22 protein-coding genes are annotated in these 25720 nt (G+C 54.7%); 17 read left to right on the forward strand and 5 right to left on the reverse strand.

From position 1 onward, the window contains the following. Nucleotides 1–160 precede the first annotated feature (160 nt). The 7 genes from lepA to acpS all read left to right on the forward strand — a co-directional run bounded on the left by lepA (nucleotide 161) and on the right by acpS (nucleotide 6637). Nucleotides 161–1960 carry a translation elongation factor 4 gene (lepA, locus tag LZP96_RS17000; protein ID WP_064327027.1) on the forward strand — a complete coding sequence of 600 codons (1800 nt, stop codon included), beginning with the start codon at nucleotides 161–163 and terminating at the stop codon, nucleotides 1958–1960. 15 nt (nucleotides 1961–1975) lie between these two features. Further along, nucleotides 1976–2950, forward strand: coding sequence for a signal peptidase I (gene lepB, locus LZP96_RS17005; RefSeq protein ID WP_064327026.1), 975 nt, complete (start codon nucleotides 1976–1978; stop codon nucleotides 2948–2950). Between the two features lie 223 nt (nucleotides 2951–3173). Then, nucleotides 3174–3854, forward strand: a complete 681-nt coding sequence (rnc, locus tag LZP96_RS17010; protein WP_015960048.1) for a ribonuclease III — start codon at nucleotides 3174–3176, stop codon at nucleotides 3852–3854. Then, on the forward strand, nucleotides 3851–4756 hold the full coding sequence (gene era / locus LZP96_RS17015; RefSeq protein ID WP_064327025.1) for a GTPase Era: 906 nt from the start codon (nucleotides 3851–3853) through the stop codon (nucleotides 4754–4756). Before rnc ends, era begins: the two co-directional genes overlap by 4 nt. Nucleotides 4757–4790: 34 nt before the next feature. Next, nucleotides 4791–5498, forward strand: a complete 708-nt coding sequence (gene recO / locus LZP96_RS17020) for a DNA repair protein RecO (protein WP_064327024.1) — start codon at nucleotides 4791–4793, stop codon at nucleotides 5496–5498. A 27-nt stretch (nucleotides 5499–5525) separates the two neighbouring features. After that, nucleotides 5526–6257: a pyridoxine 5'-phosphate synthase gene (gene pdxJ, locus LZP96_RS17025; RefSeq protein ID WP_064327023.1), complete on the forward strand. Its 732-nt coding sequence runs from the start codon at nucleotides 5526–5528 to the stop codon at nucleotides 6255–6257. Next, nucleotides 6257–6637: a holo-ACP synthase gene (acpS, locus tag LZP96_RS17030; protein ID WP_064327022.1), complete on the forward strand. Its 381-nt coding sequence runs from the start codon at nucleotides 6257–6259 to the stop codon at nucleotides 6635–6637. Before pdxJ ends, acpS begins: the two co-directional genes overlap by 1 nt. Here acpS and LZP96_RS17035 read toward each other — a convergent pair. Both LZP96_RS17035 and LZP96_RS17040 read right to left on the reverse strand, forming a co-directional pair. After that, nucleotides 6634–6894, reverse strand: coding sequence for a YfhL family 4Fe-4S dicluster ferredoxin (locus LZP96_RS17035; protein WP_064327021.1), 261 nt, complete (start codon nucleotides 6892–6894; stop codon nucleotides 6634–6636). The genes acpS and LZP96_RS17035 overlap by 4 nt on opposite strands. 56 nt (nucleotides 6895–6950) lie before the next feature. Further along, complete coding sequence (locus LZP96_RS17040) at nucleotides 6951–7799, reverse strand: MurR/RpiR family transcriptional regulator (RefSeq protein WP_064327020.1); 849 nt, start codon at nucleotides 7797–7799, stop codon at nucleotides 6951–6953. A 117-nt stretch (nucleotides 7800–7916) separates the two neighbouring features. Between LZP96_RS17040 and murQ the strand changes: the two genes are divergently transcribed. The 3 genes from murQ (at nucleotide 7917) to tadA (ending at nucleotide 10169) form a co-directional block, all read left to right on the forward strand. Next, on the forward strand, nucleotides 7917–8810 hold the full coding sequence (murQ, locus tag LZP96_RS17045) for an N-acetylmuramic acid 6-phosphate etherase (protein WP_064327019.1): 894 nt from the start codon (nucleotides 7917–7919) through the stop codon (nucleotides 8808–8810). Nucleotides 8811–8969: 159 nt separating this feature from the next. Beyond that, nucleotides 8970–9605 (forward strand): phosphatidylglycerophosphatase C, encoded by a 636-nt coding sequence (yfhb, locus tag LZP96_RS17050; protein ID WP_064327018.1) that lies wholly within the window; start codon nucleotides 8970–8972, stop codon nucleotides 9603–9605. A 24-nt stretch (nucleotides 9606–9629) separates the two neighbouring features. Next, on the forward strand, nucleotides 9630–10169 hold the full coding sequence (gene tadA, locus LZP96_RS17055; protein ID WP_064327017.1) for a tRNA adenosine(34) deaminase TadA: 540 nt from the start codon (nucleotides 9630–9632) through the stop codon (nucleotides 10167–10169). Here the strand turns inward: tadA and mltF are convergent. Then, nucleotides 10057–11607, reverse strand: coding sequence for a membrane-bound lytic murein transglycosylase MltF (gene mltF, locus LZP96_RS17060; protein ID WP_064327016.1), 1551 nt, complete (start codon nucleotides 11605–11607; stop codon nucleotides 10057–10059). The genes tadA and mltF overlap by 113 nt on opposite strands. Before the next feature lie 266 nt (nucleotides 11608–11873). Between mltF and purL the strand changes: the two genes are divergently transcribed. From purL to glnB, 5 genes are all read left to right on the forward strand, one after another. Beyond that, nucleotides 11874–15761 carry a phosphoribosylformylglycinamidine synthase gene (gene purL / locus LZP96_RS17065; protein ID WP_064327015.1) on the forward strand — a complete coding sequence of 1296 codons (3888 nt, stop codon included), beginning with the start codon at nucleotides 11874–11876 and terminating at the stop codon, nucleotides 15759–15761. Nucleotides 15762–16280: 519 nt separating this feature from the next. After that, nucleotides 16281–17714 (forward strand): two component system sensor histidine kinase QseE/GlrK, encoded by a 1434-nt coding sequence (gene qseE, locus LZP96_RS17070; protein WP_258926185.1) that lies wholly within the window; start codon nucleotides 16281–16283, stop codon nucleotides 17712–17714. Then, on the forward strand, nucleotides 17711–18475 hold the full coding sequence (gene qseG, locus LZP96_RS17075; protein WP_064327013.1) for a two-component system QseEF-associated lipoprotein QseG: 765 nt from the start codon (nucleotides 17711–17713) through the stop codon (nucleotides 18473–18475). Before qseE ends, qseG begins: the two co-directional genes overlap by 4 nt. Continuing rightward, nucleotides 18472–19809, forward strand: a complete 1338-nt coding sequence (glrR, locus tag LZP96_RS17080) for a two-component system response regulator GlrR (RefSeq protein WP_064327012.1) — start codon at nucleotides 18472–18474, stop codon at nucleotides 19807–19809. Before qseG ends, glrR begins: the two co-directional genes overlap by 4 nt. 80 nt (nucleotides 19810–19889) lie before the next feature. Then, on the forward strand, nucleotides 19890–20228 hold the full coding sequence (gene glnB, locus LZP96_RS17085) for a nitrogen regulatory protein P-II (protein ID WP_064327011.1): 339 nt from the start codon (nucleotides 19890–19892) through the stop codon (nucleotides 20226–20228). Between the two features lie 80 nt (nucleotides 20229–20308). On the opposite strand, the gene hmpA is transcribed toward glnB, so the two are convergent. After that, nucleotides 20309–21499, reverse strand: a complete 1191-nt coding sequence (gene hmpA, locus LZP96_RS17090) for an NO-inducible flavohemoprotein (protein WP_064327010.1) — start codon at nucleotides 21497–21499, stop codon at nucleotides 20309–20311. Between the two features lie 303 nt (nucleotides 21500–21802). Between hmpA and glyA the strand changes: the two genes are divergently transcribed. Together glyA and LZP96_RS17100 are read left to right on the forward strand one after the other, a co-directional pair. After that, the gene (glyA, locus tag LZP96_RS17095; protein ID WP_064327009.1) at nucleotides 21803–23056 is read left to right on the forward strand and encodes a serine hydroxymethyltransferase; all 1254 of its coding nucleotides are present in this window, start codon (nucleotides 21803–21805) and stop codon (nucleotides 23054–23056) included. Nucleotides 23057–23218: 162 nt separating this feature from the next. Beyond that, nucleotides 23219–24358 (forward strand): 3-phenylpropionate MFS transporter, encoded by a 1140-nt coding sequence (locus LZP96_RS17100; protein ID WP_064327008.1) that lies wholly within the window; start codon nucleotides 23219–23221, stop codon nucleotides 24356–24358. 2 nt (nucleotides 24359–24360) lie between these two features. Here LZP96_RS17100 and csiE read toward each other — a convergent pair whose 3' ends face one another. Next, nucleotides 24361–25638: a stationary phase inducible protein CsiE gene (gene csiE / locus LZP96_RS17105; protein ID WP_064327007.1), complete on the reverse strand. Its 1278-nt coding sequence runs from the start codon at nucleotides 25636–25638 to the stop codon at nucleotides 24361–24363. Nucleotides 25639–25720 lie beyond the last annotated feature (82 nt).

Raw genomic sequence — 25720 nt, forward strand, 5'->3', positions numbered from 1 at the left:
ACCTCCGAACAGAAAACGCAGCGTCTTCGCGCTAAGCTTGGGGTCAAGAGCATTTCCTGGTGACGAAGATGTAGTGTAGAATGCTGCGTTTTCGCACTGAAAAACGTCAGGCTAAGAACAGCGGCCTCCAGGAATTCGTAAGGCATAATTATTTAACTATATGAAGAACATACGTAACTTTTCGATCATTGCTCACATTGACCACGGTAAGTCGACGCTGTCGGACCGTATTATCCAGATTTGCGGTGGCCTTTCTGATCGTGAAATGGAAGCCCAGGTTCTGGACTCCATGGACCTGGAACGCGAACGCGGCATTACCATCAAGGCGCAGAGCGTCACGCTCGATTACAAGGCTCCTGATGGTGAAACCTACCAACTGAATTTCATCGATACCCCAGGCCACGTTGACTTCTCTTATGAAGTTTCCCGTTCGCTGGCAGCCTGCGAAGGCGCACTGCTGGTGGTGGATGCCGGGCAGGGCGTTGAAGCCCAGACCCTGGCAAACTGCTACACCGCCATGGAAATGGAACTGGAAGTGGTTCCTGTACTGAACAAGATCGACCTGCCTGCCGCCGATCCTGAGCGTGTTGCGGAAGAGATTGAAGACATCGTGGGCATCGATGCGACCGATGCGGTGCGCTGCTCCGCGAAAACGGGCGTCGGTGTGCCAGACGTGCTGGAGCGCCTGGTGCGGGATATCCCGGCACCGGAAGGCGATCCTGATGCACCTCTGCAGGCGCTGATCATCGACTCCTGGTTTGATAACTACCTGGGCGTGGTTTCGCTGGTCCGTATTAAAAACGGCACCATGCGTAAAGGCGACAAAATTAAAGTGATGAGCAGCGGTCAGGTCTATAACGCCGATCGTCTGGGCATCTTCACGCCTAAACAGGTTGATCGTACCGAACTGAAATGCGGCGAAGTGGGCTGGCTGGTCTGCGCTATTAAAGACATTCTGGGCGCACCGGTGGGTGATACCCTGACTCAGGCGCGTAATCCGGCCGATAAACCGCTGCCTGGCTTCAAGAAAGTGAAGCCGCAGGTTTACGCTGGCCTGTTCCCGGTGAGTTCCGATGACTATGAGAACTTCCGTGATGCGCTTGGCAAGCTGAGCCTGAACGATGCCTCTCTGTTCTATGAACCAGAAAGCTCAACCGCACTGGGCTTCGGCTTCCGTTGTGGCTTCCTGGGTCTGCTGCACATGGAGATCATCCAGGAACGTCTTGAGCGTGAATACGATCTGGATCTGATTACAACGGCACCGACCGTGGTGTATGAAGTTCAGACGACGAACAAAGAAGTTATCTATGTTGACAGCCCCTCCAAGCTGCCACCGTTAAATAACATCGAAGAGTTGCGCGAGCCAATCGCAGAGTGCCACATGCTGTTGCCGCAGGAATTCCTCGGTAACGTCATCACGCTGTGTATCGAAAAACGCGGTGTCCAGACCAACATGGTGTACCACGGTAACCAGGTTGCGCTGACCTACGAAATTCCAATGGCTGAAGTGGTTCTTGATTTCTTCGACCGTCTTAAGTCAACCTCCCGTGGCTATGCGTCGCTGGACTACAACTTTAAGCGTTTCCAGGCGTCCAACATGGTACGCGTTGACGTTCTGATCAACGGTGAGCGCGTAGATGCGCTGGCGCTGATCACACACAACGATAACGCACCGTATCGTGGCCGCGAACTGGTTGAGAAGATGAAAGAACTGATCCCTCGCCAGCAGTTTGATATTGCGATTCAGGCGGCAATCGGTAACCACATCATTGCGCGTTCCACCGTTAAACAGCTGCGTAAAAACGTTCTGGCGAAATGCTACGGCGGTGACGTGAGCCGTAAGAAGAAGCTGTTGCAGAAACAGAAAGACGGTAAAAAACGCATGAAGCAGGTTGGTAACGTTGAGCTGCCACAGGAAGCGTTCCTTGCCATTCTGCACGTTGGTAAAGACGGCAAATAATTCTAAGGAGTTGGCATGGCGAACATGTTTGCCCTGATCCTGGTCATTGCAACCCTGGTGACGGGGCTGTTGTGGTGCCTGGATAAATTTATTTTCGCGCCAAAACGACATGAACGTCAGGCTGCCGCGCAGGCAGCCACTGGCGATCAGTTGGACCCGAAAACCCTGAAAAAAGTGGGCCCTAAACCGGGCTGGCTTGAAACAGGCGCATCGGTCTTCCCGGTGCTGGCGATTGTGCTGGTGGTGCGCTCATTTATTTATGAGCCGTTCCAGATCCCGTCAGGTTCGATGATGCCAACGCTGTTGATTGGCGATTTTATTCTGGTAGAAAAGTTTGCCTACGGCATTAAAGATCCTATTTACCAGAAAACGCTCATTGAAACCGGTCATCCGAAGCGTGGCGATATCGTGGTCTTTAAATACCCTGATGATCCGCGTCTTGACTACATCAAGCGTGCTGTTGGTCTGCCGGGCGATAAAGTCAGCTACGATCCGGTTGCCAAAGAAGTCACCGTTCAGCCGGGATGCAGCTCTGGTACGGCCTGCGGGAATGCGTTGCCGATTACTTACTCCAACGTTGAACCGAGCGATTTCGTTCAAACCTTTGCCCGTCGTAACGGCGGTGAAGCAACCAGCGGATTCTTCCAGCTTCCAGCAGGGGAAACCAAAGAGAACGGTATCCGTCTGGTGGAGCGTAAAGAAACGCTGGGAGACGTCACCCATCGCATTCTGACGGTGCCGGTCGCACAGGATCAGCTGGGCATGTACTATCAGCAGCCAGGCCAGCCTCTCGCCACCTGGATTGTTCCACCTGGGCATTACTTCATGATGGGTGATAACCGGGATAACTCTGCCGATAGCCGTTACTGGGGCTTTGTGCCTGAAGCAAATCTGGTCGGTAAAGCTACCGCGATCTGGATGAGCTTTGAGAAGCAGGAAGGTGAATGGCCTACGGGCGTTCGTCTCAATCGCATTGGCGGCATCCATTAATTCTCATTAAATGAACACATAGCCGTCTTAATTGGCGGCTATGTGAATTATTTAAGCGATAAATGCCCTCGAACTAACGACATCCCCGGTCGTTGCGTATAGAATATTCCCCCGAAGTTTATGGTTGGCTCCTGCGGGTGCCACGGCACACGAAACCGCGTTGGTTTTACTCAGGTCGGTTTCGTGTGCTGAATTTTTGACGCATTTATCCTATTGGTATCGCATGAACCCCATCGTAATTAATCGGCTTCAACGGAAGCTGGGCTACACTTTTCAGCATCATGAATTATTGCAACAGGCATTAACCCATCGAAGTGCCAGCAGCAAACATAATGAGCGTTTAGAGTTCCTGGGTGACTCCATTTTGAGTTACGTCATTGCGAATGCGCTTTATCACCGTTTCCCTCGTGTGGACGAAGGCGATATGAGCCGCATGCGCGCAACGCTAGTGCGCGGCAATACGCTGGCTGAAATTGCACGAGAGTTTGAGCTGGGTGAATGTTTGCGCCTCGGCCCGGGTGAATTGAAAAGCGGTGGTTTTCGCCGGGAATCAATTCTCGCCGATACTGTCGAAGCATTAATCGGTGGCGTTTTCCTCGATAGCGATATCCAGACGGTTGAGCAACTGATTCTGAACTGGTATCAAACTCGCCTGGACGAAATTAGCCCGGGCGATAAACAAAAAGATCCGAAAACGCGCTTGCAGGAGTATCTGCAGGGTCGCCATCTGCCGCTGCCATCCTATCTGGTGGTGCAGGTGCGCGGAGAAGCGCACGATCAGGAATTTACCATCCATTGCCAGGTTAGCGGCCTGAGTGAACCGGTGGTTGGCACAGGTTCAAGCCGACGTAAGGCTGAACAGGCTGCCGCCGAACAGGCGTTAAAAATGCTGGAGCTGGAATGAGCGAAGAAAAAACCTATTGCGGATTTATTGCCATCGTCGGACGTCCGAACGTGGGCAAATCCACCTTATTGAATAATCTGCTTGGGCAGAAAATCTCTATTACCTCTCGTAAGGCGCAGACCACGCGTCACCGTATCGTCGGTATCCATACAGAAGGTGAGTATCAGGCGATTTACGTCGATACCCCGGGTCTGCACATGGAAGAGAAACGTGCCATTAATCGCCTGATGAACAAAGCGGCGAGCAGCTCGATTGGCGACGTCGAACTGGTGATCTTTGTTGTTGAAGGCACCCGCTGGACGGCGGACGACGAGATGGTTCTGAACAAGCTGCGTGACGGCAAAGTCCCGGTCATCCTTGCCGTCAATAAAGTTGACAATGTGCAGGAAAAAGCCGACCTGCTGCCGCATCTGCAGTGGCTGGGCAGCCAGATGAACTTCCTTGATATCGTTCCGTTGTCTGCCGAGACCGGTCTGAACGTTGATACCATCGCAGGTATCGTGCGCAAGCATCTGCCGGAAGCGATTCATCATTTCCCGGAAGAGTACATCACCGATCGTTCGCAGCGTTTTATGGCTTCCGAAATCATCCGTGAAAAGCTGATGCGTTTCCTGGGAGCGGAACTGCCTTATTCTGTCACCGTTGAAATCGAACGTTTCCAGACCAACGAGCGTGGCGGATACGATATCAATGGCCTGATTCTCGTTGAGCGTGAAGGGCAGAAAAAGATGGTGATTGGCAACAAAGGCGCCAAGATCAAAACCATCGGTATCGAAGCCCGTAAAGACATGCAGGAGATGTTTGAAGCCCCGGTTCACCTGGAGCTCTGGGTGAAAGTGAAATCAGGCTGGGCCGATGATGAGCGCGCACTCCGCAGCCTCGGTTACGGCGACGATCAATAACGTTCACACTGCAACCTAAAAGACGACAAACATAATGGAAGGCTGGCAGCGTGCGTTTGTCCTCCATAGTCGTCCCTGGAGCGAAACCAGCCTGATGCTGGACGTCTTCACGGAAGAGTCGGGCCGCGTGCGCCTTGTTGCAAAAGGCGCACGTTCCAAACGTTCCAATCTTAAAGGGGCTTTGCAACCCTTTACCCCTTTACTGGTCCGTTTCGGCGGGAGAGGGGATGTCAAAACCCTTCGCAGTGCTGAAGCCGTCTCTCTGGCGCTTCCTCTCTCCGGTATCACCCTTTACAGCGGTCTGTATGTCAATGAACTCATCTCACGTGTTCTTGAACATGAGACGCGCTTCTCAGAACTTTTCTTCGATTATTTGCACTGTATTCAGGAGCTTGCTGGCGCAACGGCGTCGCCGGAACCCGCGTTGCGGCGTTTTGAACTGGCGCTGCTGGCGCATCTGGGATACGGCGTCGATTTTCTGCATTGTGCCGGCAGCGGCGACCCCGTGGATGACACCATGACCTACCGCTATCGGGAAGAGAAAGGCTTTATCGCCAGCATTGTCATCGACAACACGACCTTTACGGGACGGCACCTCAGGGCATTGTACGAACGTGAGTTTCCGGACGCAGACACCCTGCGGGCGGCAAAACGCTTTACCCGAATTGCCCTCAAGCCGTATCTTGGTGGCAAGCCCTTAAAGAGCCGCGAATTATTCAGGCAGTTTTTGCCAAAGCGTTAACGAATTACGATAAAACCGAGGATTGTCATGGCTGAATTACTGTTAGGCGTCAACATCGATCACATTGCCACGCTGCGTAACGCACGTGGAACGGCTTATCCTGATCCGGTTCAGGCGGCTTTTATTGCCGAGCAGGCTGGCGCCGACGGCATTACGGTTCATCTGCGTGAAGATCGCCGCCATATTACCGACCGTGACGTACGTATCCTGCGCCAGACGCTGGATACCCGCATGAATCTGGAGATGGCCGTCACGGAAGAGATGCTGACGATTGCCTGTGAGACGAAACCGCATTTCTGCTGCCTGGTGCCGGAAAAACGTCAGGAAGTGACAACGGAAGGCGGGCTGGATGTTGCCGGTCAGCGTGAGAAGATGCGCGACGCCTGCAAACGCCTGGCGGATGCCGGTATTCTGGTTTCGTTATTTATTGATGCTGATGGTGATCAGATTAAGGCCGCCGCCGAAGTGGGCGCCCCCTATATCGAAATTCACACCGGTTGCTATGCCGATGCAGAAGACGAAGTGACGCAGCGCAAAGAGTTAGAACGCATCGCCAGTGCGGCCACGTACGCGGCCAGTCTCGGCCTGAAGGTCAACGCGGGCCATGGTTTGACCTACCATAACGTGAAAGCGATTGCTGCGTTGCCGGAAATGCATGAACTGAACATCGGCCACGCCATTATGGGCCGTGCAGTGATGAGCGGCCTGAAAGAGGCGGTAGCCGAAATGAAACGCCTGATGACAGAAGCGCGCAGCTAATGGCAATCCTGGGCTTAGGTACGGACATCGTTGAAATTGCCCGCATCGAAGCGGTGATCGCTCGCAGTGGCGATCGCCTTGCCCGGCGCGTGTTAAGTGAAAATGAATGGTCTGTCTGGGAAACGCATCAACAGCCGGAGCGCTTTCTGGCGAAGCGTTTCGCGGTGAAAGAGGCCGCAGCAAAAGCATTCGGAACCGGAATTCGTAACGGGCTGGCGTTTAACCAGTTCGAAGTTTTCAACGATGAGCTGGGTAAACCGCGTCTGCGTTTGTGGGGCGAAGCGCAAAAACTGGCAGAAAGAATGGGGGTTCAGCACATGCATGTGACGCTGGCCGATGAACGACACTACGCCTGCGCCACGGTGATTGTCGAAGGTTAAAGTTTGTCCGCGTGGTGCATCAGGACAAACTTATCCCACAACTGTTCTTCATTCTCGACATGCGCTGGATCCTTAAGAATAGTGTTCGGAATCGGACACACTTTCTGGCAGGTGGGCGTTTCATAGTGGCCGACGCACTCGGTGCAGCGGTCGCTGTTAATCTCATAGATACTGTCACCCATTGAAATCGCTTCGTTCGGGCATTCAGGCTCGCACATATCGCAGTTGATACATTTTTTGGTGATTAACAGCGCCATCAGGAATTTCTCAGAAACAACACAAACAGGGCGGGCATTATACGCTCATTTCCTGCTCAGACCAGTTTTTTTACCAGCGCTTCGCTGTGGCGAATACGCTCCGGCGCATGCTCAAGATCCTGTTGCACCAGCGCCACGAAAAGCAGGTCCGTCAGCATCATTTGCGCGCTGGTCGAAGAGATTGCCGCGCTTCGCGTCGCTTGCTCCTCGGCAATGGTATAGAGGCAACGTGTTGCTCGCTGTTGCAACGCGTTCGGGGTAAAGCCGGTCAGGGCCAGAATTTTGCCCCCCACGCGCAACGTTTCATCGGCAGCCATATTAATTTCACGACGCTCGCCGGAATAGGAGATCGCCAGCAGCAGATCGTTGGGATCCATCGCCTGGACGGTGGCCAGCAGGGCGTGCATATCCTGCTCGACGATGGCATTAAGGCCGATTTTTGTCAGTTTCCAGCCAAAATTACGCGCAACCAGGCCAGAAGCACCAATGCCGGTCAACACGATGCGCCGCGCCGATCGCAGCATTGCGACGCTCTCCAGCAGTTTCTCTTCGCTATTAACATCAAGCGTCGCGTGCATCGCCGTCACGTTTTCTTTAATGAGTTTTTCGCCAACCAGGCGCATAGGATCATCGCCGCGAATCTGATTATGCAGCGGCATGGATTGCGGGTTAGGATTGCTGACCAGCGCCTCGCTTAGCGCCAGTTTCAGCGCGGGAAAGCCTTTGAAACCGATCTTTTGGGCAAACTTCACCACGCTCGACTGGCTGACCCCGGCCTCACTCGCCAGCTGTTGAGAGCTGAGGTGCCGGGCACGATCGGGCTGGGACAGCAGAAAATCAGCCAGTTTCTTATCGCTCTGAGCAAAGCCCGCGTAACGCTGTCGAATTCGTATTAAGCAGTTCATACCTTCTCCTGGCGAAAGTGTGACAGCCGTTGCAAATCATGATTTGCTCGCCTGAATGAATTTAATATTCCATTATAGTACGGTTAGATTGAATTAAATATTCTTGAGGTGAAAAAAATGAATCTAGGCTCGTTAGTTTCTGAAACCCGTAACCCGCAAACCATGGATCTGGATGCGCTCACCACGCTCGACCTGGTTAACCGCTTTAATCAACAGGATACGCTGGTCGCGCTGGCAGTGAAAGAGACATTGCCAGAGGTGGCGAAAGCGGTAGACGCCGCCGCCGGGGCGTTGAAGGCAGGCGGCAGGATTATTTATATGGGGGCCGGCACCAGTGGACGTCTGGGCGTGCTGGACGCGTCGGAGTGTCCGCCAACCTTTGGCGTGCCGCACGGTCTGGTTGTGGGACTCATCGCCGGCGGGCCCGGGGCATTGCTCAAGGCGGTTGAAGGCGCTGAAGACGACCAACAATTAGGCGCCGACGATCTGCGGGCGTTAGACCTGACGCCCGTCGATCTGGTGGTTGGGCTTGCGGCATCCGGCAGAACGCCGTACGTGATCGGTGGGCTGGAATACGCCAAAGAGGTCGGTTGCACAACAGTGGCGATCTCCTGTAACCCTGGATCTCCGATTGCGCAGATAGCGGCTATCGCGATTTCCCCCGTCGTTGGGCCAGAAGCCTTGACCGGTTCAACGCGCCTGAAGTCAGGTACCGCACAAAAGCTGGTGCTTAACATGATCTCTACCGGGGCCATGGTGAAATTTGGCAAGGTGTACCAGAACCTGATGGTGGATATGAAAGCCACCAACATCAAGCTGGTGGACCGCGCCTGCCGTATGGTGATGGAAGCCACGGGAGCAAGCCGCGAAGAGGCCGAAGCGGTGCTTAAGCAAACCGATCATGACGTGAAGCCCGCCATCTTAATGATTTTGAGCGGAATGGATGCCGCAGCCGCCCGGACCAAACTTGATGCACACCAGGGTTTCTTGCGCGCGGCGTTAGAAGGATAAGCGCGCAACGGGGATGAGGAGGGAAATTGTCCCTTTACCAGGACAATCACCCTCGTCACCGGAAAAGTCATGCTCTATCTGTTAGGCTATCTGTTAGTGACGATCGCCGGAATCCCGTTAATCCGGCTGTCAGCATCTATCGACACAGAGGAGTAAGGTTTGGCAAATCACGAGCGTCGCGTCGTCTTTTTTGACCTGGATGGTACGCTACATCAGCAGGATATGTTCGGCACCTTTATGCGCTACCTGTTACGGCGTCAGCCCCTGAATGTGCTTCTCGTGTTGCCTCTTTTACCGGTCATTGGCGTGGCGCTGCTGGTTAAGGGCCGGGCGGCGCGTTGGCCGATGAGCTTGCTGCTTTGGGGCTGCACGTTTGGACACAGCGAGGCGCGTCTCAAACAGCTTCAGCAGGATTTTGCACACTGGTTCCGCAGTCACGTCACGGCCTTCCCGGTGGTGCAGGAGCGGCTCACCAGCTATCTCAATGCCAACGATGCCGATATCTGGTTAATTACCGGTTCTCCCCAACCGCTGGTGGAGCAGGTCTATTTCGATACCCCCTGGCTGCCCCGCGTTAATATTATCGCCACGCAGATGACGCGACGGTACGGCGGCTGGGTCCTGACTTTGCGCTGTCTGGGGCATGAGAAGGTGGTGCAGCTGGAAAAACGCATCGGTACGCCGCTGCGACTCTACAGCGGCTACAGTGACAGCAAGCAGGACAACCCTCTTCTTTATTTCTGTCAGCACCGCTGGCGCGTCACCCCCGTGGGTGAACTTCAGCAACTTGAATAGTCTTATCTGGAGCGGGTGTGTATAATGCCGCCCGCTTTTAGACGGGAGTATCAATCGTTGTCCAACCCAGAACATGATCATGAATACTGGATGCGCCACGCGCTCAATCTGGCCCAACGTGCCTGGGATGAGGGCGAAGTGCCCGTGGGTGCTGTTCTGGTACATAATAACCAGGTCATCGGGGAAGGGTGGAATCGCCCGATAGGTCGCCACGATCCCACCGCGCATGCAGAAATCATGGCGCTGCGGCAGGGGGGGTTAGTCCTGCAAAACTACCGTCTGCTGGATACCACGCTGTATGTCACCCTTGAGCCATGCGTGATGTGCTCCGGGGCGATGGTCCACAGCCGCATCGGGACGCTGGTTTACGGTGCGCGTGATGAAAAAACCGGGGCAGCCGGATCGCTGATGGACGTTCTCGGCCATCCGGGCATGAATCACCAGGTGAACGTCATCGGTGGGGTACTTGCACAAGACTGTTCGGCGCGACTAAGTGACTTCTTTCGAATGCGCCGTCAACAGAAAAAGCAACAAAGGGCAGAACTGAAGGCACAGGGTGATTAAGCTCCGCCGGTGAAACCACCGGATAACTTTGTGCCAGCTGCTGCGCTTCTGTTGCCTCTTTCTCTTTTTCCTGTAGATAGCCCACCAGGCTAATCTGGTATTTACGGATGTTTTCCACGTAGGCATAAGCTTCGTGCCCGCGCGCATAGCCGTAGGTTAATTTATTGTACCAGGGCTTCTGGCTCAGAAGCGGCAAACGCTGCTTAACGTCAGACCAGCTATCAGGATTGCCTTTGGTTTTTGCGGTCAGGGTACGTGCATCAAGCATGTGCGCATAACCCATGTTATATGCCGCCAGCGCAAACCAGATTCGCTCCTCTTCAGGTACCGTCTCAGGCACTTTGCCCATCATATCCTTCAAATAGCGTGCGCCGCCGCTGATGCTCTGCTCGGCATCGGTGCGATCGGTCAGGCCCAGACTTTGCGCGGTATTTTTGGTGAGCATCATCAGACCACGTACGCCAGTTGGGGAGGTGGCCTGCGTATCCCAGTGAGACTCCTGATAAGAGATGGCCGCCAGCAGGCGCCAGTCGATCTCCTGCGCATATTTCTCAAACAGCGGCTGCAGTTCCGGTAACACGCTGTCAACCGCCCGCAGGAAGCTGCGGGTGTCTACGTAATCGAAGTCATCCCCATGGCCCAGATACTTCTCTTCCAGGCGTGCCAGCGTGCCGTCTTCATTCATGGCGCTATAAAAATCGAGCATCGCAGCCGAAAGCGTCTGATCCTCATCGAGTCGACTAAACCAGGTCACGGGTTGTTCATCGGTTACGTCCAGCGCGACGGCCAGCTCGGGATGCACACGCTGGAACAGGCTAATCGCAACCGAGTCCGCGATGGTATAGGGTAATTTTTTATCTTTGACCATCGCCATCAGCGCTGTGGTGCCCAGCTTGTCGTCCACCTTCCAGCTCAGATTGGGAAATTTTTTCTCTTTCAGTTCACGTAAATCATCAATGACCACGTGACCCGGCGCAATCGTCAGCTGCGCGTCGGTGAGGTTTTCAAGGCTGCGCGGACGCAGGCTGCCCACACGGTAGACCAGCTGCTGTGAAACAGAATAGTAGGTTGGCCCCGGCTGATAGCTCTTACTGCGCTCGCTGTTATAGACCAGCCCTGCGGCCAGAATATCGGCATCACCGTTATCCAGATCGTCAAACAGCTGACTGATGTTCTGGCGAACGGTAATTTTGAGCTTAACGCCCAGGTAGTCTGCAAAATGCTGGGCGATTTCATAATCCAGCCCAATGATTTTGCCGTTAATGTTGGTGTAAGTCAGGGGGGAGTTAATGGTACTGACGCGCAGCTCTCCCCGCGACTGAATCGCAGCGATACGGTTTTCGGCTTTGCCGAACCAGGGGATTGAAGGCCATAAGGCCGCTGCCAGCAGCAAGGTGACGATGCCGATGAACAGATAATTAATCTTTAATTTTTTCAATTAGTTAATTCTCTGCGCCGTGCGATGCCTCAACGTGCTGTAGTCATGTTTGGTGTAAGGTTTGTCATTGAATGAGCGGCATTTTGCGTAAACTTGCGCCAGTTGGCAACAAATTAGAGAATTCGGTGACATCTATTGTTAAACGTAAACGTCGATTTTATTTCGACGCAAACGGTTTCGTCGGCGCGCACTATTCTCTATAATGACGCCCGTTTTCCCCTTGCGCACACTGTAAGCGCCTCAGGCGCTTCGAAGACGAGAGACTTATGATGGAAATTCTGCGTGGTTCGCCTGCACTGTCTGCCTTCCGTATTAACAAACTGCTGGCACGTTTTCAGGCAGCCAACCTTCCGGTAAGCACGATATACGCTGAGTATGTCCATTTTGCTGACCTGAATGCGCCGTTGAACGCGCAGCAACAAGAGCAGCTTGGTCGCCTGCTCAGGTATGGTCCGAGCCTTAGCAGCCATACGCCATCCGGCAAACTGATCCTCGCCACACCTCGTCCCGGTACTATCTCCCCCTGGTCTTCCAAAGCCACCGATATCGCCCACAACTGCGGCCTGAGCCAGATTAATCGTCTTGAGCGCGGCGTGGCATATTATGTTGAAGCCTCCACGCTGACCGACGGGCAGTGGCAGACGGTGGCCGATGAACTGCACGATCGCATGATGGAGAGCGTGTTTTCCTCTCTCGACGACGCGCAACAGCTTTTCGCCCATCATCAGCCTGCGCCCGTACAAAGTGTGGATCTGCTGGGACAGGGCCGTCAGGCACTGACGGAGGCTAACCAGCGCTTAGGTCTGGCGCTGGCGGAAGATGAAATCGATTATCTGCAGGATGCGTTCATCAAGCTGAACCGCAACCCAAATGATATTGAGCTGTACATGTTCGCCCAGGCTAACTCTGAGCACTGCCGCCATAAAATCTTTAACGCCGACTGGGTCATCGACGGCGAGCAGCAGCCGAAATCGCTGTTCAAAATGATTAAAAATACCTTTGAATGTACCCCGGACCACGTGCTGTCTGCTTATAAAGACAATGCGGCGGTCATGGAAGGTTCCGAGGTGGGCCGCTTCTTCGCCGATCGCGAAGCAGGGCGCTACGATTTCCATCAGGAGCCTGCGCATATCCTGATGAAGGTCGAAACACACAACCACCCGACGGCTATCTCCCCATGGCCGGGTGCGGCGACCGGTTCCGGCGGTGAGATCCGTGATGAAGGGGCTACCGGACGCGGGGCAAAACCTAAAGCGGGCCTGGTCGGTTTCTCCGTCTCCAACCTGCGCATCCCGGGCTTTGAACAGCCGTGGGAAGAGGATTTCGGCAAGCCGGAACGCATTGTCACCGCGCTGGATATCATGACCGAAGGCCCACTGGGCGGCGCGGCGTTTAACAACGAATTTGGCCGTCCTGCGTTAAACGGATACTTCCGTACCTATGAAGAGAAAGTCGACAGCCACAACGGCGAAGAGCTGCGCGGCTATCACAAACCGATCATGCTGGCGGGCGGGATTGGCAATATCCGTGCGGATCACGTTCAGAAAGGCGAGATCACCGTTGGCGCGAAACTGATTGTGCTGGGTGGCCCGGCAATGAATATCGGTCTGGGCGGCGGGGCAGCCTCTTCCATGGCGTCCGGTCAGTCTGATGCCGATCTCGATTTTGCCTCCGTACAGCGCGATAACCCGGAAATGGAGCGTCGTTGCCAGGAAGTCATTGACCGTTGCTGGCAGCTTGGCGACGCGAACCCGATTCTGTTTATTCACGACGTCGGGGCAGGTGGCCTGTCCAACGCCATGCCGGAGCTGGTGAGCGACGGCGGGCGTGGCGGACGTTTCGATCTGCGTAAAATCCTCAGCGATGAGCCAGGCATGAGCCCGCTGGAAATCTGGTGTAACGAATCTCAGGAACGCTACGTGATGGCCGTGGCGGCCGATCAGTTGCCGCTCTTCGACGAATTATGCCGCCGTGAGCGTGCGCCGTATGCGGTAATTGGTGAAGCGACAGAAGCCCTGCACCTGACCATGAACGATCCGCATTTTGACAACCAGCCTATCGACCTCCCGCTGGATGTGCTGCTGGGCAAAACGCCGAAGATGACGCGCGACGTGCAAACGCGTAAAGCGGCGGGTAAAGCTCTGGACCGTCGGGACATTACCCTTGCCGATGCGGTAAACCGCGTGCTGCATCTGCCTGCGGTCGCCGAAAAAACCTTCCTGGTCACCATTGGCGATCGCTCGGTCACCGGTATGGTGGCGCGCGATCAGATGGTAGGCCCCTGGCAGATCCCGGTAGCCAACTGCGCGGTCACCACGGCAAGTCTCGACAGCTATTACGGCGAAGCGATGGCGCTGGGCGAACGTACTCCCGTTGCCTTACTGGACTTTGCCGCATCCGGCCGCCTGGCGGTTGGCGAGGCGCTGACCAACATTGCTGCCACACAGATTGGCGACATCAAACGCATTAAGCTCTCCGCAAACTGGATGGCCGCAGCCGGTCACCCGGGCGAAGATGCAGGCCTGTATGAAGCCGTTAAAGCGGTGGGTGAGGAGTTATGTCCGGCGCTGGGTCTGACCATTCCGGTGGGGAAAGACTCCATGTCGATGAAAACCCGCTGGCAGGAAGGGAACGAGCAGCGCGAGATGACGTCTCCGCTGTCGCTGGTCATCACCGCCTTTGCCCGCGTAGAAGATGTGCGCCACACCGTGACGCCGCAGCTGTCTACGGAAGATAACGCCCTGCTGCTTATCGATCTGGGACAAGGTCATAACGCGTTGGGCGCGACCGCGCTGGCGCAGGTTTACCGTCAGCTGGGGGACAAAACCGCCGATGTGCGCGATGTCGCCAAACTGAAAGGGTTCTACGACGCCATTCAGGCGCTGGTAGCAGGCCGCAAACTGCTGGCCTACCACGACCGTTCAGACGGAGGTCTGCTGGTGACCCTGGCTGAGATGGCCTTTACCGGTCACTGCGGTGTGGAAGCGAACATCGCCTCCCTGGGCGAGGATCGTCTTGCGGCCCTGTTCAACGAAGAGCTGGGCGCGGTGATTCAGGTTCGTGCGGCAGACCGTGACGCCGTGGAAGCCGTACTGGCACAGCATGGTCTGGAAGACTGCGTACACTATCTGGGCAAAGCCGTGCAGGGCGACCGTTTCGTGATCGAAGCGGACGGCAAGGCGGTATTCAGCGAAAGCCGTACCACCCTGCGCATGTGGTGGGCAGAGACGACCTGGCAGATGCAGCGCCTGCGCGATAACCCGGAGTGCGCCGATCAGGAGCATGAAGCAAAAGCCAATGACAACGATCCGGGCCTGAACGTGAAGCTTTCGTTTGATATTAACGAAGACATCGCCGCTCCGTACATTGCCACTGGCGCACGTCCTAAGGTTGCCGTTCTGCGCGAGCAGGGCGTGAACTCCCACGTTGAGATGGCTGCGGCCTTCTACCGTGCGGGCTTCGATGCTATCGACGTGCACATGAGCGACCTGCTGGCAGGGCGCACCGGTCTGGAAGATTTCCAGGCGCTGGTGGCCTGCGGCGGCTTCTCTTACGGTGACGTGCTGGGCGCGGGGGAAGGCTGGGCAAAATCCATCCTCTTCAATAACCGTGTACGCGATGCGTTTGAAACCTTCTTCCATCGTCCACAAACCCTGGCCTTAGGGGTATGTAACGGTTGCCAGATGATGTCTAATCTGCGCGAGCTGATCCCGGGCAGCGAAGCCTGGCCACGCTTTGTACGTAACCAGTCGGATCGTTTTGAGGCGCGTTTCAGCCTGGTCGAAGTGACGCAAAGCCCGTCACTCCTGCTGCAGGGGATGGTTGGATCGCAGATGCCCATTGCCGTTTCTCATGGTGAAGGGCAGGTGGAAGTGCGTGATGCCGCGCATCTGGCCACGCTTGAAAGCAAAGGTCTGGTGGCGCTGCGCTTCGTCGATCACTTCGGTAAGGTCACGCAAACCTACCCGGCAAACCCGAACGGATCAGCCAACGGGATCACGGCAGTCACCAATGAAAGCGGCCGCGTGACGATTATGATGCCGCACCCTGAGCGTGTGTTCCGTACCGTCAGTAACTCCTGGCATCCGGAAAACTGGGGCGAAGACAGCCCATGGATGCGTATCTTCCGCAACGCGCGTAAGCAGCTCGGTTAAACGTTTAATGACCTGTAAGCCCTCTTCGGAGGGCTTTTTTATGGCTGTCGGTAAATTGCGACAAAGCGCCAAAAGAGGTGTCTCCAAAAGGCGACACTTAAAGTATTGATTTTACTGGTGGTAATAAGGTTGTTCTTAAGGTGTTGCTAATCAGAGACAGTTAGCCTGGAAATCATTCGCTGAGAAATGAAGTAAATAAATCTATAAAACCTAATAAAATTAGCTAGTTAATAATATTATTTGATATCTGGCACGGGTGTTGCATAATAGTAATCAGTGGCTCATTCACCTTCTTATGTCAGCCCCTTCGGGAAGCGCTACATAAACTTCGAATGACGCACAAAAAGGTGCCTGCCGTCCAACTACTGATTATTGCTTCGGCTTTATCAGATCCGGGCGAAACGTCGAGTAAGGCACCGCCTCATTCCAACACAAAGCCGGGTTTTTACCCGGCTTTGTTGTATCTGAAGGGCTGACTCAGTTAGCATCACTCAACACCCCTGATAAGAGAGTAATGCGTTGAGACGCTGGTCCCTTTTCCCCCGTTCCCTGCGACAGCTCGTGATGATGGCTTTTTTGCTCATCCTGCTGCCCTTGCTGGTGCTGGCCTGGCAAGCCTGGCAAAGCCTGAACGCGCTTAGCGCACAGGCCGCACTCACTAACCGTACCACGCTTATCGATGCACGTCGTAGCGAGGCGATGACCAATGCTGCGCTCGAAATGGAGCGGAGCTATCGCCAGTATTGCGTACTGGACGACCGAACGCTGGAAAGGGTCTATCAAAATCAACGCAAGCGCTACAGCGAAATGCTGGATGCGCATGCGGGCGTTTTACCTGACGATAAACTCTACCAGGCGCTACGTCAGGATCTGAACGATCTTGGGCAGTTGCGGTGTAAAAATAGTGGCCCGGATGAGATCGCGACGCCTCGCCTTGAAGCCTTCGCCAATGCCAATACGGAAATGGTACAGGCAACCCGTACGGTGATTTTCTCGCGAGGGCAGCAACTCCAGCAGGAGATCGCCGAGCGCGGGCAGTTTTTTGGCTGGCAGGCGCTGGTGCTGTTTTTAGTGAGCCTCGGCCTGGTCATGCTCTTTACCCGAATGATTATCGGTCCGGTAAAAGGCATTGAACGCATGATCAATCGTCTTGGCGAAGGGAAATCGCTGGGTAATACCGTTGTTTTCAAGGGGCCTCGCGAACTGCGGTCAGTCGGTCAGCGCATTATCTGGCTTTCTGAACGCCTGGCGTGGCTCGAATCGCAACGCCACCAGTTTCTGCGTCATATCTCCCATGAATTAAAAACCCCGCTTGCCAGCATGCGCGAAGGCACGGAACTGCTGGCCGATGAGGTGGCTGGGTCGTTGACGACGGAGCAAAAAGAGATTGTCGATATCCTGGATGCCAGTAGTCGAAATTTACAAAAGCTGATTGAGCAATTGCTGGACTATAACCGTAAACTGGCTGATGGTGCGGTGGAGCTGGAGCGCGTCGAGATTGAGCCGTTAATCGATATGGTGATTTCCGCTCATAGCCTGCCGGCACGAGCTAAAATGATGCATACCGAGCTGGAACTCAATGAATCGGCCTGTTTTGCCGAACCCATGCTATTAATGAGTGTGCTGGATAATCTTTATTCCAATGCGGTGCACTATGGTACTGAATCCGGTAACATTTATATACGCAGTTTTCAAAATGGCCCGCGCGTATGTATTGATGTCGCCAATACCGGCACGCCTATTCCGGATGATGAAAAAGCGATGATCTTCGAACCTTTTTTCCAGGGAAGTCATCAGCGAAAAGGTGCGGTCAAAGGAAGCGGCCTGGGTTTAAGCATTGCCCGGGACTGTATACGCCGTATGCATGGGGAGCTTTACATCGCGCAGGATACCCGCGTGGATGTCTGTTTCCGCATTGAGCTGCCCCTTGAACCGAATAAATTAATGAAATGAAATTAAGTCTGGTGAGTATGTCACACGTTTTTTCCCGCGCTTGTAACGCGGTGTTTTCCAGCACATTTTTTCGCGTCAGCCTGCCCTGTTTACTTCTGGCCGGTTGCGCAGCGCATACCCCGAAAAGCGCCATCAGCGATAAGCAGGATGATAAATTGCCTGAGCATCAGCTGGCGGATTTTTTGTCTACCGAGTGTGACAACATCTGGTGGCTGAAGGGGCATGACGTGGAGGCCAACCCGCTATACTGGTTGCGAAGCATGGATTGCGCCGAGCGTTTATCGCCGGCAGATGCCCGCGCGCAGGCCCATCAGTGGACGGATAACACCTGGCAGGACTCTTTTAAACTCGGCATTTTACTGGCGAATGCCAAAATCAATCCGGTGGAACGCCGAACCAATACCACGCGTCTGGATGCGCTCAGCCCACAAATACCCGCCCAGGTTCGTCCGCTTTATCAGCTCTGGCGTGATGGTCAGGCCTCGCAGTTACAGCTTGCCGAGGAGCGTTACCGTTACGGTAAACTCCAGCAGTCCACCGACGCGGAGCTGGATACCCTTCGCCAGCAGCAACAGTATTTACGTGCTCAGCTTGAAACCACCACCCGCAAGCTGGAAAACCTGACGGATATCGAACGTCAACTTTCCACCCGTAAGCCCGCCAGCAGCTATCTGCCAGACGGACAGAAAGGTGCGGCGCAGTCAGAAAAAACGTCGGATCAGGACAGTGACGCGCCAAAACAAGAGGATGTGAAGCCATGACAAGCCGCAAACCTGCTCATCTCTTGCTGGTGGATGACGATCCCGGCTTGCTTAAGCTCTTAGGGATGCGTCTGGTCAGCGAAGGTTATAGCATTGTGACCGCAGAAAGCGGTATGGAAGGGTTGAAAGCGCTGGGCCGCGAGAAAGTCGATTTAGTCATTAGCGACCTGCGCATGGATGAAATGGACGGGATGCAGCTTTTTGCCGAGATCCAAAAGCTGCAGCCTGGAATGCCGGTGATTATTCTTACCGCGCATGGTTCAATTCCGGATGCTGTGGCTGCCACGCAGCAGGGCGTCTTTAGTTTTCTGACCAAGCCGGTCGACAAAGATGCGCTGTATAAAGCCATCGATGATGCGCTGGAGCATGCCGCGCCGTCGGTCGATGAAAAATGGCGCGAGACGATAGTCACCCGCAGCCCGATGATGCTTCGCCTGCTAGAGCAGGCGCGCATGGTGGCGCAGTCTGATGTAAGCCTGTTGATCAACGGGCAAAGCGGTACGGGCAAAGAGATCCTGGCGCAGGCCATACATAACGCCAGCCCGCGCAGTAAAAATGCGTTCATCGCCATCAACTGCGGGGCCTTGCCGGAACAACTGCTGGAGTCTGAACTCTTTGGCCACGCGCGCGGCGCCTTCACCGGGGCGGTGAGCAGCCGGGAAGGGTTATTCCAGGCGGCAGAAGGCGGCACGCTGTTCCTCGATGAAATCGGGGATATGCCCGCCCCGCTGCAGGTTAAATTGCTGCGTGTTTTGCAGGAGCGCAAAGTGCGCCCGCTGGGCAGTAACCGTGATATCGACATTAACGTGCGTATCATCTCCGCTACGCACCGCGACTTGCCCAAGGCCATGGAGCGTAAAGAGTTCCGTGAGGATCTCTACTACCGTCTGAACGTGGTCAACCTGAAAATACCCGCACTGGCAGAGCGTGCGGAAGATATTCCTCTGCTGGCAAATCATCTTCTTCGCCAGTCAGCCGACCGGCATAAGCCCTTTGTCCGCGCTTTTTCAACCGATGCCATGAAGCGCCTGATGACGGCAAGCTGGCCTGGTAACGTGCGTCAGCTGGTGAACGTGATTGAACAGTGCGTGGCGCTGACCTCATCGCCGGTGATCAGCGATGCGCTGGTGGAGCAGGCGCTGGAAGGGGAAAACACAGCGCTACCGACCTTTGTAGAGGCGCGTAATCAGTTTGAGCTGAACTATCTGCGTAAGCTGTTGCAGATCACCAAAGGTAACGTCACGCACGCTGCGCGCATGGCGGGACGCAACCGCACCGAGTTTTATAAACTGCTGTCTCGGCACGAGCTGGAAGCCAACGATTTTAAAGAGTAGTACCGCAAAAATGGATTGAATATGGTACTGTGAGCAATCGATTACGAAGCGACTGACTGGCAAGCGTTTAAGGACCCACCATGAAAAAGATTGATGCGATTATTAAACCTTTCAAACTGGATGATGTACGTGAAGCGCTGGCAGAGGTCGGCATCACCGGGATGACCGTGACAGAAGTGAAAGGCTTTGGTCGTCAGAAGGGCCACACCGAGCTGTATCGTGGCGCTGAATATATGGTGGATTTCCTGCCGAAAGTCAAAATTGAGATTGTGGTCACCGACGACATCGTGGACACCTGCGTGGATAGCATTATTCGCACGGCGCAAACGGGCAAAATTGGCGACGGTAAAATCTTCGTCTTTGACGTGGCGCGCGTCATCCGTATCCGTACTGGTGAAGAAGACGACGCCGCGATTTAACGCTGCCCGCATTTTAAAGGCCAGGTAAGGCGCAGCCGCTACCCGGCAAAAAAAGCCCCTCACATTGAGGGGCTTTTTGATTACAGCACTTTATGCGGCCCGAAACATTCGTAGTGAATGTTCTCTTTGTTGACGCCCAGGTCAACCAGCTGTTTCGCCGCATACTGCATAAACGCTACCGGCCCACAGACATAGAACTGCATCTCCGGTGCGCTAAACGCGCTTTCATGCTGGCTTAACTCGATAAGACCTTCGCTGTTAAAGCGTCCTGCGGCGCGATCGGCCTCGGTCGGCAGTCGATACCAGGTATGGGCAGTAAAGCGCGGCAGGCTGGCTGCAATCGTTGTCACTTCATCCGCAAACGCATGCACCTCGCCGTTTTCCGCGGCGTGGAACCAGTTTACCTGCGCGCGGTGATGCGATTTTGCCAGCGTGTCCAGCATCGCCAGCATCGGGGTCTGGCCGACGCCTGCGGAGATCAGGGTCACCGGCGTATCGGCGTCCACGGCCATAAAGAAATCGCCTGCAGGCGCCGCAAGGTGAACCACATCTCCCACGCGAGCTTCGTTGTGAAGCCAGGTGGATACCTGTCCGCCGTCTTCACGTTTTACCGCAATGCGATAACCCTTGCCGTTGGGTTTACGGGTCAGGGAGTACTGGCGAATCTCCTGATGCGGGAAGCCTTCAGGTTTCAGCCACACGCCCAGATACTGGCCTGGCTGATAATCCGCCACCGCCTGGCCGTCGACCGGTTCGAATTCAAAGCTGGTAATCAGCGCGCTACGCGGTGTTTTTTCCACGATACGGAAAGCGCGCGTGCCTTCCCAGCCGCCTGCTTTTTCAGCATGTTCACTGTAGATCTGGGCTTCACGCTGGATAAAGACATTTGCCAGCACGCCATAGGCTTTGCCCCAGGCCTCCAGCACCGCCTGACCCGGGCTGAACATCTCGTCCAGCGTCGCGATCAGGTGGCTACCAACAATATTGTACTGCTCGGGTTTGATCTGGAAACTGGTATGCTTCTGGGCGATTTTCTCGACCGCAGGCAGAAGGGCCGCCAGGTTGTCGATATTGCTGGCATACGCGGCGATGGCGTTGAATAAAGCTTCACGCTGATCGCCATTACGCTGGTTGCTCATATTAAAAATTTCTTTGAGCTCCGGATTATGCGCAAACATGCGGTCGTAAAAGTGGGCGGTAAGCTTCGGACCGGTTTCGACCAGCAGCGGGATAGTGGATTTAACGGTAGCGATGGTTTGAGCGTCGAGCATAGCAGCTTCCTTTAATGTTACTTTAATGATGTATTTTAAATGCATCTTATAAAAAATAACCCTGCGTTGTAAATGGTTCTTTGCAACGTGAAAAATATGCATCACAAACCTGAAAAGAAATCCCTTGAATATCCCGAGAGCTTTATTCCTCAAACCCTTGCGTGGCGTGAAGGTAATCGTTTGCGTAAATTCGTTTGTCAAGACCTGTTATCGCAGAACGATTCGGTTATACTGTTGCGCGTTGTCCAACAGGACTGGCTTTTAAGGCCAAAATTTTATTGTTAGCTGAGTCAGGAGATGCGGATGTTAAAGCGTGAAATGAACATTGCCGATTATGATGCCGAACTGTGGCAGGCTATGGAGCAGGAAAAAGTACGTCAGGAAGAGCACATCGAACTGATCGCCTCCGAAAACTACACCAGCCCGCGCGTGATGCAGGCACAGGGTTCTCAGCTGACCAACAAATATGCTGAAGGTTATCCAGGCAAGCGCTATTACGGCGGCTGCGAATACGTTGATATTGTTGAACAGCTGGCCATCGATCGCGCAAAAGAGCTGTTTGGCGCCGACTACGCTAACGTCCAGCCGCACTCCGGCTCTCAGGCTAACTTCGCGGTCTACACCGCGCTGCTGCAACCGGGCGATACCGTTCTGGGTATGAACCTGGCGCAAGGCGGCCACCTGACTCACGGCTCTCCGGTTAACTTCTCTGGCAAACTGTACAACATTATCCCTTACGGCATTGATGAGTCCGGTAAAATCGACTACGAAGACATGGCGAAGCAGGCTAAAGAGCACAAACCGAAGATGATTATCGGTGGCTTCTCTGCTTACTCCGGTGTGGTTGACTGGGCAAAAATGCGTGAAATCGCAGACAGCATCGGCGCGTACCTGTTCGTTGATATGGCACACGTTGCGGGCCTGATTGCCGCAGATGTTTACCCGAACCCGGTTCCACACGCTCACGTTGTGACCACCACCACCCACAAAACCCTGGCGGGTCCACGCGGTGGCCTGATCCTGGCGAAGGGCGGCGACGAAGATCTGTATAAGAAACTGAACTCTGCCGTCTTCCCAAGCGCGCAGGGCGGCCCGTTGATGCACGTGATCGCGGCGAAAGCGGTGGCGCTGAAAGAAGCCATGGAGCCAGAGTTCAAAGTTTACCAGCAGCAGGTGGCAAAAAACGCCAAAGCGATGGTCGAAGTCTTCCTGAACCGTGGCTACAAAGTGGTCTCCGGCGGTACTGAGAACCACCTGTTCCTGCTGGATCTGGTGGATAAAAACCTGACCGGTAAAGAAGCGGATGCAGCCCTTGGCCGTGCGAACATCACCGTGAACAAAAACAGCGTGCCAAACGATCCGAAGAGCCCGTTTGTGACCTCCGGCATCCGTATCGGTTCTCCGGCTGTGACACGTCGCGGTTTCAAAGAAGCCGAAGTGAAAGAGCTGGCTGGCTGGATGTGTGATGTGCTGGACAATATCAATGACGACGCGGTAATCGAGCGCGTTAAAGGTAAAGTTCTGGATATCTGCGCACGCTTCCCGGTTTACGCATAATCCTGCTTTGCCCGTATCAAAAAGGCCGCGCTTGCGGCCTTTTTTGTTTTTGGGCATGGACAGGACATTTTTTGTTAAATAAACGTTAATTTATAGCCCGCTAACGACTTGCTATATTTCCCTATTCCCGCCAGACTATCGCCTCCAAAACGGGAGGGATTCATGGTTTTGCATTCCACGCGCTGGCTGGCACTCAGCTATTTTACCTACTTCTTTAGCTACGGTATTTTCTTGCCCTTCTGGAGCGTCTGGCTGGCCGGTATTGGCCTGACGCCTGAAACGATCGGCATCCTGCTTGGATCGGGGCTGGTCGCTCGTTTCCTTGGCAGCCTGATCATTGCCCCACGCGTGAGCGATCCTTCCCTGCTCATTAAAGCGCTGCGGGTGCTCTCACTCCTGACGCTGGTGTTCCTGGCCGCTTTCTGGGTCAGTCATCAGTTTGCCTGGCTGATGGTGGTGATGGTTGGATTTAACCTCTTCTTCTCGCCGCTGGTGCCCTTAACCGATGCGCTGGCGAATACCTGGCAAAAACAGATCACCATGGACTATGGCCGTGTCCGCCTGTGGGGATCAATTGCCTTTGTGATCGGCTCTGCGCTGGTGGGGAAACTGGTCAGCCTATATGACTATCGGGCGATCCTGGCGTTGCTTAGCGTGGGGATTGCTTCGATGGTGCTGGGGATGCTGCTGCGTCCATCGGTCATGCCGCACGGTGAAACACGACAGCAGGAGAGTGCTGGCTGGCCCGCCTGGCGCACGTTAGTGGTACAAAGCTGGCGTTTCCTTGCCTGCGTCTGTCTGCTGCAGGGCGCACATGCGGCGTACTATGGCTTCAGCGCAATTTACTGGCAGGAGGCGGGATACTCCGCTTCAGCGGTGGGCTATCTGTGGTCGCTGGGCGTGGTAGCCGAAGTGGTTATTTTTGCCCTGAGCAAAAAACTGTTCCGTCGGTTTGGCGCGCGCGATTTACTGCTGCTGTCCGCCCTCTGCGGCGTGGCGCGATGGGGAATTATGGGGTGGACGACGGAGTTGCCCTGGCTCATCGTGGCGCAAATTTTACACTGCGGTACCTTCACCGTTTGCCACCTTGCGGCGATGCGCTATATCGCGGCGCGTGAAGGGGGCGATGTCATTCGTCTTCAGGCCATTTATTCCGCCGTGGCGATGGGCGGCAGTATCGCCATCATGACCGTCTTTGCCGGCTTCCTGTATCAGCATCTGGGGCACGGCGTGTTTTGGGTGATGGCGCTGGTGGCGATACCGGCCATACTGGTACGTCCAAAGGTCGCGGCGCGACGCTAACCTCAGGACTCCAGCATGGCGCGGATATGTTTTTGCTGCTGCTCATTAAGCGTCTCGACGGCGTGAATGAGCGGCGGTGAAAACAGCGGCAGGGCGGTGGCGTAGGGGGTAATGACCAGCGCGGCTTCCCGCGGTGCGCCCTCCTGCTGGAACACATTTAACGCCAGATAGCGGATATTCAACGGCAACAGGGTCAATTCACGCAGCTGTTGCTCAATGACCTCTTCGCAGGTTTTATCCTCCCCGGTTAGCAAGACCACCTGCTTTTCGTGCAGGTCAGTCTCCTGCATCAGCCAGGCGCCAAAGATAACCGCCACCAGGCTCATCTCTTCATCCGAAAATCGCAGGCCAAACTCAGCCTCCACTTCAGACAGAATGGCCTGGGTGGTGCGCATTAAACGCGGATAAAGGCGACCAATTTCCTCGGGCAGCGCGTTATCAATGCCGATACCAAACAGAGAGCGGTCCAGCGCCTGGGCAAGGTGAATATAGAGCTGATCGGTAAGCCCCTGTTCGTCACTAAAGCGCATGCCGGTTTCTGCCTGGAAGCGGGCGATCATCCGAACGATAGTCTGGCGCAGGCGTTCATCCTGCTGATGCGCGTCGCGAAGGGGATCGGGCGTTCGCAACATCATAAAAAGCAGGGATAAAAAGAGATGTTCATCGTCGTGGGGCAGCTGCGCAACCCGGCGCTGCCAGTGACGAACGATCTCCTGGGCGGTAAGATATTCCCCGCGAGACTGCGCCCAGTTACGCTGGACGGGAGAAAACTGCGGCGTTTGCCCCAGGTGATGCTGAATCAGGCAATATTGCAGATAGAGTTGCAAAAACTGTATATCTCGACACTCAAACTGCCGTTGCAGACGGCGCGAACAGAAGTTGATCAGCGCCCGCAGGTTGGTGTCATCGTATAACGTGCGGGGAATGCCCATCTGTTTAAGGGCTGTTTTGAGCGCCGGGGTAAACTGCCCCGAGACAAAGTGCGGACACAGACGCAGCGCCCGGCGCAATCCGTGTAACAGGCATAAACGTTTGTCCAGGGTTGTGCCTTCCATCCGGTAGCTGCCGTCATGATGCGTGGCGATGTCCAGACGGTGATAGCGCTGGATTTCATCGCGCGTCTCCGCTATATCTTGCCGTGCAATGTCGCTGTCGACTCCGTTTAAATCAATAATCGATTGCGAAGTTACGGCGAATCCGGGCAGGTAAAACATCATGAGCACCTGGCAGCGACGCTGCGAACTGGAAAGCACAGATGGAATTTCGAGAGTCGTCATCATCTGCAGGGTATCCAGTAAGAGTATTTGATAAGAATAGCTAAAGGATGTGGGCTGGAAAGCGCGCCGGCAGCTCTTTCACTCA

Source organism: Huaxiibacter chinensis, from assembly GCF_022171985.1.
GTDB classification, from domain to species: Bacteria; Pseudomonadota; Gammaproteobacteria; order Enterobacterales; family Enterobacteriaceae; genus Enterobacter; species Enterobacter chinensis_A.

What these genes read in the sequence shown, in the direction of transcription:
- rnc (WP_015960048.1), top strand. Translation starts at nt 3,174, where the DNA reads ATGAACCCCATCGTAATTAATCGGCTTCAACGGAAGCTGGGCTACACT.
- acpS (WP_064327022.1), top strand. Translation starts at nt 6,257, where the DNA reads ATGGCAATCCTGGGCTTAGGTACGGACATCGTTGAAATTGCCCGCATC.
- glnB (WP_064327011.1), top strand. Translation starts at nt 19,890, where the DNA reads ATGAAAAAGATTGATGCGATTATTAAACCTTTCAAACTGGATGATGTA.
- csiE (WP_064327007.1), bottom strand. Translation starts at nt 25,638, where the DNA reads ATGATGACGACTCTCGAAATTCCATCTGTGCTTTCCAGTTCGCAGCGT.
- hmpA (WP_064327010.1), bottom strand. Translation starts at nt 21,499, where the DNA reads ATGCTCGACGCTCAAACCATCGCTACCGTTAAATCCACTATCCCGCTG.
- tadA (WP_064327017.1), top strand. Translation starts at nt 9,630, where the DNA reads ATGCCGCCCGCTTTTAGACGGGAGTATCAATCGTTGTCCAACCCAGAA.
- murQ (WP_064327019.1), top strand. Translation starts at nt 7,917, where the DNA reads ATGAATCTAGGCTCGTTAGTTTCTGAAACCCGTAACCCGCAAACCATG.
- lepA (WP_064327027.1), top strand. Translation starts at nt 161, where the DNA reads ATGAAGAACATACGTAACTTTTCGATCATTGCTCACATTGACCACGGT.
- pdxJ (WP_064327023.1), top strand. Translation starts at nt 5,526, where the DNA reads ATGGCTGAATTACTGTTAGGCGTCAACATCGATCACATTGCCACGCTG.
- LZP96_RS17040 (WP_064327020.1), bottom strand. Translation starts at nt 7,799, where the DNA reads ATGAACTGCTTAATACGAATTCGACAGCGTTACGCGGGCTTTGCTCAG.
- LZP96_RS17100 (WP_064327008.1), top strand. Translation starts at nt 23,219, where the DNA reads ATGGTTTTGCATTCCACGCGCTGGCTGGCACTCAGCTATTTTACCTAC.
- recO (WP_064327024.1), top strand. Translation starts at nt 4,791, where the DNA reads ATGGAAGGCTGGCAGCGTGCGTTTGTCCTCCATAGTCGTCCCTGGAGC.
- purL (WP_064327015.1), top strand. Translation starts at nt 11,874, where the DNA reads ATGATGGAAATTCTGCGTGGTTCGCCTGCACTGTCTGCCTTCCGTATT.
- glyA (WP_064327009.1), top strand. Translation starts at nt 21,803, where the DNA reads ATGTTAAAGCGTGAAATGAACATTGCCGATTATGATGCCGAACTGTGG.
- glrR (WP_064327012.1), top strand. Translation starts at nt 18,472, where the DNA reads ATGACAAGCCGCAAACCTGCTCATCTCTTGCTGGTGGATGACGATCCC.
- era (WP_064327025.1), top strand. Translation starts at nt 3,851, where the DNA reads ATGAGCGAAGAAAAAACCTATTGCGGATTTATTGCCATCGTCGGACGT.
- qseG (WP_064327013.1), top strand. Translation starts at nt 17,711, where the DNA reads ATGAAATTAAGTCTGGTGAGTATGTCACACGTTTTTTCCCGCGCTTGT.
- lepB (WP_064327026.1), top strand. Translation starts at nt 1,976, where the DNA reads ATGGCGAACATGTTTGCCCTGATCCTGGTCATTGCAACCCTGGTGACG.
- LZP96_RS17035 (WP_064327021.1), bottom strand. Translation starts at nt 6,894, where the DNA reads ATGGCGCTGTTAATCACCAAAAAATGTATCAACTGCGATATGTGCGAG.